This window comes from Geodermatophilus sp. SYSU D00525 (genome assembly GCF_054050475.1).
Genome location: NZ_JBJGZK010000018.1, coordinates 17522 through 28933, shown reverse-complemented (window position 1 = coordinate 28933; position 11412 = coordinate 17522). Strand labels below are relative to the sequence as shown.

The following is an 11412-nucleotide window of genomic DNA, read 5'->3' as shown; positions in this document are numbered from 1 at the left end:
TGCCGGCGGAGGCGCCCGGCGCGGCGAGGGTCGGGGCGCGCCCCGCGACCGGGGCCACCCGACCCGAGGAGGAGCCGTGACCACCGACCACCCGCCCGCCGAGGACCCGACCGAGCCGACTCCCGCGGGACCCGGTCGGCGGGCGCTCGCCCGCCGCTGGGCCCGGGTCCGCGCGACCGCCGAGGCGGGCATGAGCACCGCCGAGTACGCCGTCGGCACGGTCGCGGCCTGCGCCTTCGCCGCGGTCCTCTACCGCGTGGTGACCGGGGGCTCGGTCGTCAGCGCGCTCGGCGACCTGGTCGAGTCCGCGCTCGGCGCCCTCTCCTGACCGTGCGCCGCCGCGCGGTGCCCCCGGACCGGCGGGAGGCCGGGATGGTGACCGCCGAGACCGCCGTCGTGCTGCCCGTGCTGGTGCTCGTCCTCGCCGCCGTCGTCTCCGCCGTCGTGGTGGTCGGCGCGCACCTGCGCTGCGTCGACGCCGCGCGGGAGGGTGCCCGGGCCGCCGCCCGCGGGGAGGACGCGGCGCAGGTCCGCGCGCTGGCCGCCCGGGTGGCGCCGGACGGGGCGGTGACCGCGGTGGTCGTCGCGGGGGAGGAGGTCCGGGTCACCGTCGCCGCGTCGGTGGCGCCGCTGGGCGTCGGCCCGGCCGTCGGGGTCGCGGCCGGCGCGGTCGCCCGGCTGGAGCCCGGGGTGGCCGAAGGGTGAGCGGGCGCGAGCGGGGCTCGGCGACGGTGTGGACGGTGGCCCTGGCGGGCGTGCTGGCGCTGGTCGGGCTGGCCGCGGTCCTCGTCGGCGCGGCGGTGGTCGCCCGCCACCGCGCCGGGTCCGCGGCCGATCTCGCCGCGCTCGCCGCCGCCGCGCGGGCGGTCACCGGGGACCCGGCCGCCTGCACGGCCGCCGCCGAGGTGGCGCGGGCCAACGGCGCGGACCCGGTGGCCTGCACGGTCGGGGACGGTGCGGTCGTCGACGTGCGGGTGGCGGTCACCGTCCCGCTGGGGCCGCTGGGCGCCCGCCGCGCCGAGGCGGTCGCCCGCGCCGGGCCGGCGCCGCCGGGCTCAGAAGACCAGGCCGTCCTCGACGTGGCCGGCGCCGGCGTCCGCGGCGGGCTCACCGCCGTCCGGCTCCGGGGCGGCTCCGGACCGCGGAGCGGCCCGCCCGGTGCCCGGCCGCCGCAGCAGCCCCCGGACCGGGCCGGTCGGCATCACGTGGGCGGTGCCGTCGGCCTCGGGCTCCTCGGCGTCGTCGCCGTCGGCGGTCTCCTCGGCCGCGGCGAGCTCGTCGAGCACGACGTCGAGCACGCGCACCGCGCCGGCCTTGTCCAGCGGGTCGTTGCCGTTGCCGCACTTGGGCGACTGCACGCAGGAGGGACAGCCGCTCTCGCACTCGCAGCTGGCGACGGTGGCGCGGGTGGCCCGCAGCCAGCGCCGCAGCGCCGCGAAGCCGCGCTCGGCGAACCCGGCCCCGCCGGGGTGCCCGTCGTAGACGAACACCGTCGCGGTCCCCGTGTCCGGGTGCAGCGCGGTGGACAGCCCGCCGAGGTCCCAGCGGTCGCAGGTGGCCAGCAGCGGCAGGATGCCGATCGCCGCGTGCTCGGCGGCGTGCAGCGACCCGGGCAGCGCCAGGTCGTCGACCTCGGCGCGGGCGACCGCGTCGGCGTCGAGGGTCAGCCACACCGCGCGGGTGCGCAGCTGGCGCGGCGGCAGGTCCAGCGGGAACTCGGCGAGCACCTCGCCGGTGCCGGCCCGCCGGCGCTGGTAGGCCACGACCTGGTTGGTCACGTCGACGACGCCGGTGTGCGCGGTGACCGTGCCCAGCCGGCGGGTGCGCTCGACGTCCACGACCGAGAGGTCGGTGACGTCGCGGGCCACGGTGGTCCACTCCGGGCTCTCGGCGTGCACGACGGCGCAGGCGTCCTCGGGGTCGAACTCGTCGACGACGAAGGTCTCGCCGCGGTGCACGTACAGCGCGCCGGTGTGCACGGTGGAGTGCGCCGCCCCGCCGTCCACGGTGCCCAGCAGCCGGCCGGTGTCGCCCTCGATGATCGCCACCGGCTCGCCGCCGCTGCCCCGGATGTCGACCTCGGGTCGCCCGCGGCCGGCCCAGTACCAGCCGGCCGGCCGCCGCCGCAGGTCCCCGGCCGCGACGAGCTCCTCCAGGCGCGCCTCGGCCACCGGGCCGCCGAAGTCCGGCAGGTCCGCGGGGGTCAGCGGCAGCTCGGCCGCCGCGGAGCACAGCTGCGGCCCGAGCACGTAGGGGTTGGCGGGGTCGGTGACGGTGGCCTCGACCGGGCGGCCGAAGACCGCCCGGGGGTGGTGGGCCAGGTAGTGGTCCAGCGGGTCGTCGCGGGCGACGAACACGACCAGCGACTCGCGCTGCGCCCGCCCGGCGCGGCCGGCCTGCTGCCACAGGGAGGCCAGGGTGCCGGGGTAGCCGGCGAGCACCACGGCGTCGAGCCCGGCGATGTCGATGCCGAGCTCGAGGGCGTTGGTGGTGGCCACGCCGAGCAGCTCGCCCGCGGACAGCGCCCGCTCCAGCTCTCGCCGCTCCTCGGGGAGGTAGCCGCCGCGGTAGGAGTCCACGCGCCGCACCAGGTCGCCGCGGCCCCGGTCGGCCAGCAGCCGGCGGGCCTGCTCGGCCACCGACTCGGCACTGCGCCGGGACCGGACGAACGCCAGCGTCCGCGCGCCGCGCTCGACCAGGTCGGCCAGCAGCCCGGCCGTGTCCGCGGCGGCCGACCGGCGCAGCGGCGCCCCGTGCTCGCCGGTCTGCTCGGTGAGCGGGGGTTCCCACAGCGCGAAGGTCGCGCCCGGGCGCGGGGAGCCGTCGTCGGTCACGGCCACGACCGGCGCCCCGACCAGCCGGCCGGCCGCCGCGGCCGGCTCGGCGACGGTCGCCGAGGCCAGCACGAACACCGGGTCGGCGCCGTACCGGCGGCAGATGCGGCGCAGCCGGCGCAGCACGTGCCCGACGTGCGAGCCGAAGACCCCGCGGTAGGCGTGGCACTCGTCGATGACGACGTAGGCCAGCCGGCGCAGGGTCGAGGACCAGCGCTGGTGGGCGGGCAGCACGCCGCGGTGCAGCATGTCCGGGTTGGTGACGATCCACCGTGAGTGCCGGCGCACCCAGTCGCGCTCCTCGGCGGGGGTGTCGCCGTCGTAGGCGGCCGGCCGCACCGACGGGTCGGCGAGCGCGGCGACCGAGGCCAGCTGGTCGCGGGCCAGCGCCTTGGTCGGCGCGAGGTAGAGGACGCAGGCGCGCGGGTCCTCGGCCAGGCGGGTGAGCGCGGGCAGCTGGTAGGCCAGCGACTTGCCCGACGCGGTGCCGGTGGCCACGACCACCGAGGTGCCGTCGTGGGCCAGCTGCGCGGCCTCGACCTGGTGCCGCCACGGCTCGCGGACGCCCTGCTGCTCGAGCCGCTCCCGCAGGCCGGGCTCGACCCACTCCGGCCAGGGCAGGGTCCGGCTCTCCCGCACCGCCAGCCGGTGCACGTGGGTGACCGGGGACTCCTCCTCCGGGGTGCCGGCCAGCAGGCCCTCGAGGAGCTCGGCGCCCGGCGGCACGCTGCCCGGATCAGCGCTCCCAGGGGCTGCGGACCTGTGCGCGGCGGCCGAGCCGTGGACCGGCGTCCCCTCCACGGCGGTGCCCTCTCCCGCGGTGCCCGGCGCCTCGCCCCCCGAGGACCCTCCGCGGCCGGGTGGGGGAGCAACCGACCGGACCGGGTGGAGCGTGGTCACCCCTCCACTGTCACACCCGGGGGCAAGCCGCTCCTCGTCCCACCAGGGGAGCGACCCGCCGCCCGCCTGCGGTCCCGCACCCCGGGCCACCCGGTCCCGGGGAGGGGGCAGACCGCGGAGTGTGATTCCGCTTACACTCGCGCCTCGTCTCCGGGCGGTCCGCCCGCCGACGTGCTGTCCGCCGACCGGGGACGCCAGCCGCCCGTCGGCAGCCGACCGCTGGGAGGTACCGATGCCGGACAATGATCTCTCCGGCGGGGACGTCGTCCTCGTGACGGCAGCCCTCGTCGTCTCGCTGGCTGCACTGGTGTTCGCGTGGTCCCTCGTGCGCGCCGTCCTGGCCGCCGAGCAGGGCACCACGCGCATGCGGGACATCGCCCGGGCCGTGCAGGAGGGCGCCGGGGCCTACCTGCGGCGGCAGTTCCGCACGCTCGGCGTCTTCGCGGTGATCGTCTTCCTGCTCCTGCTCGTCCTGCCGGTCTCCGACGGCGGCTGGGGCACCCGCACCGGCCGCGCGGTGTTCTTCCTCGTCGGCGCCCTGTTCTCCGCGACGGTCGGCTTCATCGGGATGACGCTGGCCACGCGCGGCAACGTCCGGGTCGCGGCCGCCGCCCGCACCGGGGGCTACCGGCCGGCCTTCCGCATCGCGTACCGCACCGGCGGGGTCTGCGGGATGATCACCGTCGGCCTCGGCCTGTTCGGCGCGTCGCTGGCGCTGCTGCTGTTCGACGAGACCGCCCCCGTCGTCCTCGAGGGCTTCGGGTTCGGCGGCGCCCTCCTGGCGATGTTCATGCGCGTCGGCGGCGGCATCTTCACCAAGGCCGCCGACGTCGGCGCCGACCTGGTCGGCAAGGTCGAGGCCGGCATCCCCGAGGACGACCCGCGCAACGCCGCCACCATCGCCGACAACGTGGGCGACAACGTCGGCGACTGCGCCGGCATGGCCGCCGACCTCTTCGAGTCCTACGCGGTGACCCTCGTGGCCGCGCTGATCCTCGGGCAGGTCTTCTTCGGCGCGGTCGGCATGGTCTTCCCGCTCGTCGTCGCCGCGATCGGCGTGCTCGCCTCCGTCGTCGGCATCCTCGCCAGCAACCCGGGCAAGAGCGACGCCAGCGGCCTGGCCCCGATCAACCGCGGCTTCTTCACCTCCGCGGTCGTCTCCCTCGTCCTCGTCGCCGCCGCGGCCTTCACCGTGCTGCCGAGCGTCGCCGACGTCCCCGACTCGGTGGTCAACCCGCAGGTGCTCGGCTTCGTGGCCGTCCTGGTCGGGATCGTGCTCGCCGCCGCCATCCAGCAGCTCACCGGCTACTTCACCGAGACCAGCCGCAAGCCCGTCCGCGACGTCGGCCGCAGCTCGCTCACCGGCCCGGCGACCGTGGTGCTGTCCGGCATCTCGCTGGGCCTGGAGTCGGCCGTCTACGCCGCCCTGCTCATCGGCGCCGCCGTCTACGGCGCCTTCCTCATCGGCGGCGGCGCGGCGCTCTACGCCGTCGCCCTGGCCGGGTGCGGGCTGCTCACCACCGCCGGCGTGATCGTGTCGATGGACACCTTCGGCCCGGTCAGCGACAACGCGCAGGGCATCGCCGAGATGTCCGGCGACATCGACGACGACGGCGCCCGCGTGCTCACCGACCTCGACGCCGTCGGCAACACCACCAAGGCCATCACCAAGGGCATCGCGATCGCGACCGCCGTGCTGGCCGCCACGGCCCTGTTCGGCTCCTACAACGAGCAGGTCCGCGCCGCCCTCGACGGCGTCGACCTCGGGCAGGCGTTCAGCCTGGTCGAGCCGGACAACGTCGTCGGCGCGGTCATCGGCGCGGCGGTGGTGTTCCTCTTCTCCGGGCTGGCGATCAACGCGGTGTCCCGGGCCGCCGGGCGGGTCGTGTTCGAGGTCCGCGAGCAGTTCCGCACCCGCCCCGGGATCATGGACTTCTCCGAGCGGCCGGACTACTCCGCCGTCGTCGACATCTGCACCAAGGACTCGCTGCGCGAGCTGGCCACCCCCGGGCTGCTGGCCGTGCTGGCGCCGGTGGCGGTCGGCTTCGGCCTCGGCTTCGGCCCGCTGGCCGCCTACCTGGTCGGCGCGATCGCCGCGGGCACGCTGATGGCGGTCTTCCTCGCCAACTCCGGCGGCGCCTGGGACAACGCCAAGAAGATGGTCGAGGACGGCGCGTACGGCGGGAAGGGCAGCGAGGCGCACGCGGCCACCGTCATCGGCGACACGGTGGGCGACCCGTTCAAGGACACCGCGGGCCCGGCGATCAACCCGCTCATCAAGGTGATGAACCTGGTGGCGCTGCTCATCGCGCCGGCGGTCGTCGGCCTGCAGGTCGGGGAGGACGCCAACACCACGGTGCGGCTGCTCATCGCCGGCGCCGCGACGCTGGTGGTCATCGCCGCCGTGGTGGTGTCCAAGCGCCGCTCGGTCGTCGTCGGCGGCACCGCCGGGGAGCCGGCCGGCACGCTGACCACGTCCGCTTCCTGAGCCCACCCCGCGAGCCTCCGCCTGGCCCGGCCGGGCGGGGGCCCGCGGCGGCGGTCTGTGGACGGGGAGCCGGCTGTGGACGACGCGGCCGGTCCCGGCGCCGGGCCGTCCTAGCGTCCGCGGCGCCGGACCCACCCGGGGTCCGGCGCCGACGCCGGGAGGGCCGTTGTCCGCCACCATCGCCGTCCAGCTCGAGGCCGTCCAGGCGCTCGGCGAGGAGCTCGCCGCCCTGGCCGCCGAGCTGTCCTCCGACGCCGACCTGTGCACCTCGACCGCGGTGTCGCTGGCGACGGCGGCGGCGGGGGAGGTGTCCGAGCAGGCCGGGACGACCGGGCGGCTGTGGGCCGTGCTCGTCGCCGACCTCGCCACGGGGGCCGACGCCGCGGCCACCGCGCTGCTCGGCGCGGTGCGGTCCTACCGGCTGGCCGACGCCGCGGTCTCCGACCGGCTGCTGGCGGCGCGGGCGGCGCTGCCCGCGGGCGCCCGGTGAGCGCCCCGGGCCTCACGGCCGTCGCCGCGTGGGACGTCCCGCTGCTCGACGGCGCCGTCTGGACGCTCGAGGCGGTGACCGAGCGGCTGCCGCGGTGGCGCGCCCGGACGGAGGCGGTCGCCCGCGCCCTGGCCGCCGCCGAGTGCTGGTCCGGGGACGCGGGGCAGGCCGCGGCGGGAGCGCTGGGGGAGGTGTCCGCCGTCGTCACGGCGGTGACCGCTGCCCTGGGCGCGTCGCTGGACCGGCTCCAGGACACCGCCCGGGAGGCGCGCACCGCGCAGGACCTGGCGGAGCAGGCGCTGGCCGAGGCCGCCGCCCGCGGCGTCACGGTGGACGAGGCCGGCGGCGTCGTCGTCCCGGCGCCGGCCGCACCGCCGGCCGGCGCGACACCGGAGGCGCTGGCCGGCCACTACGACGCGATCGCCGAGCAGGCCGCCGCGGCCGAACGGGTCGCCGGGCTGGCGGCCGACGCCCTCCGCGCCGCGGCCCGGGCCGCCGCCTGCGCGGCCGACTCGGCCGCGCCGCTGGGCACGGTCGGGACGGCCGGGGGCGTCGTGCCCCCGGACTACGCCGGCCTCGCGGCGGCCGTGGCCGCGGACGGGGTCTGGGTGCCGTCCTGCCTGCCGGTGCGGGGGACGTCGCCGGAGTCGGTGGCGGCCTGGTGGGCGGGGCTGTCCACCCGGGCGCGCGAGCTGGTCACCCTCGTCGATCCCCGGCTCGTCGGGAACCTGGACGGCCTGCCGGCGTGGGCGCGGGACCGGGCGAACCGGCTGGTGCTCGAGAGAGCCCTGGCCGACCCGTCCGAGGACACCGAGGAGACCGCGCGGGCGGTGGCGGCCGAGCTCGAGCGCGAGGAGGCGGCCGGCCGCCCGGTGCAGCTGTGGTCCCTCGACCTCGACGACCACCTGGCGGCCGTCGTCCACGGCGACCTCGACACCGCCGACGACGTCGGGGTGTACGTGCCGGGCGTGGGCAACGACGTCGAGGACCTCGGCGGTCTGGGCACCGACGCCCGGGCGGTCGCCGACGCGGCCCGCGCCGCCGCCCCCGCCGCCTCGGTGGCCACGGTCGCCTGGCTGGGCTACCGCCCGCCGGGCGGCGTCGTGTTCCCGACGGCGTGGGTGGAGGGGCGGGCGGGGACCGGTGGGAGGGCCCTGGCCGGCGACCTGGCCGGGCTGGCGGCGGCGCGGGCGGCCGACCCCGTCCGGGGCGGGGAGCCGCCCCGGGTCACCGTCGTCGCGCACAGCTACGGGACCGTCGTGGTCGACCGGGCCGCGGAGGAGCCCGGTCGGCTCGCGGCCGACGCGGTGGTCCTCCTCGGCAGTCCCGGGATGGACGGCCCGGCGTCGGACCTGGAGGTGGAGGAGGTCCACGAGGCCTCGCCGGCCCTGGACCTCGTCACCTGGCCGCTGGACGTCCACGGCACGAACACCGGCGACGACGACTTCGGGGCGACCCCGCTGCCGGCCGACTGGGACACCTGGCACACCTGGTACCTCGACCCCGGCCGGCCGACCCTCGCGGGGATCGGGGAGGTGGTCTCGGGTGCGCAGCAGGGTGACTGACCGGCCGGGACCCGGGCGGGGGAGGCGGGGAACAGCCGCGCCGCTGCACCGTTGGAGGCGGTGACGGCGCGCCCGCGCGCAGTCGCCGACCGGTCGTGTTCCGGCGTCGTGGCCTACCGTGGCCCGCCGAGGGGGCGCACCGCGTGACGACGAGACCGCGTACCGCGCTGCCGCGACCAGCACCACCCGACAGGAGCACCGTGCCCACGAAGACCGCGAAGAACGGCCAGACCGCCGCCACGACCGCCGGCGGCACGAGCACGCCCGCCCGCCGCCGGACCGCTGCTGCCGGGGGCGGCCGCCCGCTGGTCATCGTGGAGTCCCCGACCAAGGCCGGGAAGATCGCCGGCTACCTCGGCAACGGCTACGTCGTGGAGGCCAGCGTCGGGCACATCCGCGACCTCCCGCGCAACGCCGCCGACGTCCCGGCCGAGCACAAGGGCGCCCCGTGGGCCCGCCTCGGCGTCGACGTCGACAACGCCTTCGAGCCGCTCTACGTCATCAGCCCCGACCGGAAGCAGCAGGTCAGCCGGCTCAAGCAGCTGGTCAAGGACGCCAGCGAGGTCTACCTCGCGACAGACGAGGACCGCGAGGGCGAGGCCATCGCCTGGCACCTGGTCGACACCCTCAAGCCGCGGGTCCCGGTCCGCCGCATGGTGTTCCACGAGATCACCCCCGAGGCCATCGCCCGCGCCGTGGCCAACCCCCGCGAGCTGGACACCGCGCTGGTGGACGCGCAGGAGACCCGCCGCATCCTCGACCGGCTCTACGGCTACGAGGTCAGCCCGGTCCTGTGGAAGAAGGTCCTGCCCCGGCTGTCGGCCGGCCGCGTCCAGTCGGTGGCCACCCGCATCGTCGTCGAGCGGGAGCGCGAGCGGATGGCGTTCACCGCCGCCGACTACTGGTCCCTCGACGGCGTCTTCGCCGTCCCCGGCCGCACCGGCGCGGACGCGGGCGAGCCGACGACGCTGCGCGCCCGCCTGGTCAGCGTCGACGACAGCCGCGTGGCCACCGGCCGCGACTTCGACCCCGCCACCGGGCAGGTGACCGGCGACGTCGTCCACCTCGACGAGGCCGGCGCCCGGGGCCTGGCCGCCCGGCTCGAGGGCCGCCAGGTCACGGTCAGCCGGGTCGACGAGAAGCCCTACCGGCGCCGTCCCTACGCGCCGTTCACCACCTCCACGCTGCAGATGGAGGCCGGCCGCAAGCTCGGCTGGTCCTCGGCGCAGGTCATGCGGGTGGCCCAGCGGCTGTACGAGAACGGCCACATCACCTACATGCGGACCGACTCGACCAACCTCTCCAACGAGGCGATCAACGCCGCCCGCACCCAGGCCCGCGAGCTCTACGGCGACGCCTACGTCCCCGCCGAGGCCCGCCGCTACAGCAAGAAGGCCAAGGGCGCGCAGGAGGCGCACGAGGCGATCCGCCCCGCCGGCGACTCCTTCCGCACGCCCGGCCAGCTCGCCGGCCAGCTCGCCCGCGACGAGTTCCGCCTCTACGAGCTGATCTGGCAGCGCACCGTCGCCTCGCAGATGGCCGACGCCGTCGGGCAGACCGTCAGCATCCGGCTGGCCGGGCGCAGCAGCACCGACGAGAGGGTCGAGTTCACCGCCAGCGGCCGGACGATCACCTTCCCCGGCTTCCTGCGGGCCTACGTCGAGTCCCGCGACGAGGGCGCCGGCAACGGCGACGACGAGCACGGCAGCGACGACGCCGAGCGGCGGCTGCCCCGGGTCGAGCGCGGCCAGCAGCTCGACACGCGGTCGCTGGAGCCGAAGGGGCACACGACGACCCCTCCGTCGCGCTACACCGAGCCCAGCCTGGTCGCCCGGCTCGAGGAGCTGGGCATCGGCCGCCCCTCGACGTACGCGTCGATCATGCAGACCATCCAGGACCGCGGGTACGTGTGGAAGAAGGGCGCCGCGCTGGTGCCCTCCTTCACCGCCTTCGCGGTGGTGAACCTGCTCGAGCAGCACTTCGCCGCGCTGGTCGACTACGACTTCACCGCGTCGCTGGAGAACGAGCTCGACGAGATCGCCGCCGGCGAGCTCGGTCGGGTCGACTGGCTGACCGAGTTCTACTTCGGCGGCGAGGGCCGGCACGCCGGCGGCATCGCGGCCTCCGGCGGGCTCAAGCAGGTCATCGGCCAGCAGCTGGAGGAGATCGACGCCCGCGGGGTCAACTCGATCCCGCTGCGGGCGACCGGGCCGGCCGGCGAGCCGGTCGTGGTCCGCGTCGGCCGCTACGGCCCCTATCTGCAGGCCGGCGGCGAGGAGGGCCCCCGGGTCAGCCTCCCCGAGGACCTCCCGCCCGACGAGCTCACCAGTGAGAAGGTCGCCGAGCTGCTCGCCGCCCCCTCCGGCGACCGGCAGCTGGGCACCGACCCCGAGTCCGGGCACCCCGTCGTGGTCAAGGCCGGCCGCTACGGCCCCTACGTCACCACCGTGGTCCCCGAGGGCAGCAAGGACAGCCCGCGGACGGCGAGCCTGTTCGCGTCCATGTCCCCGGAGACGGTGACCCTGGAGCAGGCGCTGCAGCTGCTGACCCTGCCGCGCACCGTGGGCACCGCCCCCGACGGCGAGGAGATCCAGGCGCTCAACGGCCGGTACGGGCCCTACCTCAAGAAGGGCAGCGACTCGCGGTCGCTGGAGGACGAGCAGCGGCTGTTCACCGTCACCCTCGACGAGGCGCTGGCCGTGTTCGCCCAGCCCAAGCAGCGGGGACGGCGGGCCGCGGCCGCGCCGCTCAAGGAGCTCGGCGCCGACCCGGTCAGCCAGGGCCAGATCACCGTCCGCGAGGGCCGGTTCGGTCCCTACGTCACCGACGGCGAGACCAACGCCAGCCTGCGCAAGGGCGACGACGTCGAGACCATCTCGCTCGACCGCGCCGCCGAGCTGCTCGCCGACCGCCGCAGCCGGCCCGCCGCCACGAAGAAGAAGGCCGCCAGGAAGGCGACCAAGACGGCGGCGACCAAGACCACGGCGGCCAAGACGGCGGCGACCAAGACCACGGCGGCCAAGAAGACGGCGGCCACCAAGGCCACCGCCAAGAAGACCGCGGCCAAGAAGACGACGGCCAAGGGGGCCACGGCGGAGAAGGCGGCCCCGTCCGACGCCGTCCCCGCCGGTTGAC

General features: G+C 76.9%; 7 protein-coding genes and 1 pseudogene. 7 read left to right on the top strand and 1 reads right to left on the bottom strand.

The features are described from left to right. Positions 1-76 precede the first annotated feature (76 nt). From ACI796_RS15405 to ACI796_RS15395, 3 genes and pseudogenes are all read left to right on the top strand, one after another. Entirely contained in the window at positions 77-328 is a 252-nt protein-coding gene (locus ACI796_RS15405) for a DUF4244 domain-containing protein (RefSeq protein ID WP_456942102.1), read from the top strand. Positions 329-372: 44 nt separating this feature from the next. Further along, positions 373-705 (top strand): TadE family type IV pilus minor pilin, encoded by a 333-nt coding sequence (locus tag ACI796_RS15400; RefSeq protein WP_456942101.1) that lies wholly within the window; start codon positions 373-375, stop codon positions 703-705. Further along, positions 702-1031 (top strand): annotated as a pseudogene (locus ACI796_RS15395) (Rv3654c family TadE-like protein); the annotation flags it as partial. The gene ACI796_RS15400 and the pseudogene ACI796_RS15395, both read left to right, overlap by 4 nt. Before the next feature lie 24 nt (positions 1032-1055). Here ACI796_RS15395 and ACI796_RS15390 read toward each other — a convergent pair. Next, entirely contained in the window at positions 1056-3560 is a 2505-nt protein-coding gene (locus ACI796_RS15390) for a DEAD/DEAH box helicase (protein WP_456942100.1), read from the bottom strand. A 406-nt stretch (positions 3561-3966) separates the two neighbouring features. On the opposite strand from ACI796_RS15390, the gene ACI796_RS15385 reads away from it, so the two are divergent. The 4 genes from ACI796_RS15385 to topA all read left to right on the top strand — a co-directional run bounded on the left by ACI796_RS15385 (position 3967) and on the right by topA (position 11411). Then, the gene (locus ACI796_RS15385; protein WP_456942099.1) at positions 3967-6222 is read left to right on the top strand and encodes a sodium-translocating pyrophosphatase; all 2256 of its coding nucleotides are present in this window, start codon (positions 3967-3969) and stop codon (positions 6220-6222) included. A gap of 166 nt (positions 6223-6388) precedes the next feature. Further along, positions 6389-6712 (top strand): hypothetical protein, encoded by a 324-nt coding sequence (locus ACI796_RS15380; protein WP_456942098.1) that lies wholly within the window; start codon positions 6389-6391, stop codon positions 6710-6712. Continuing rightward, positions 6709-8277, top strand: a complete 1569-nt coding sequence (locus ACI796_RS15375) for an alpha/beta hydrolase (RefSeq protein ID WP_456942097.1) — start codon at positions 6709-6711, stop codon at positions 8275-8277. Before ACI796_RS15380 ends, ACI796_RS15375 begins: the two co-directional genes overlap by 4 nt. 200 nt (positions 8278-8477) lie before the next feature. After that, on the top strand, positions 8478-11411 hold the full coding sequence (gene topA, locus ACI796_RS15370) for a type I DNA topoisomerase (RefSeq protein WP_456942096.1): 2934 nt from the start codon (positions 8478-8480) through the stop codon (positions 11409-11411). The last annotated feature ends 1 nt before the right edge of the window (position 11412 follow it).

Coding starts and splice junctions, on each gene's coding strand:
- ACI796_RS15400 (WP_456942101.1), top strand. CDS start 373: ATGGTGACCGCCGAGACCGCCGTCGTGCTGCCCGTGCTGGTGCTCGTC.
- ACI796_RS15385 (WP_456942099.1), top strand. CDS start 3,967: ATGCCGGACAATGATCTCTCCGGCGGGGACGTCGTCCTCGTGACGGCA.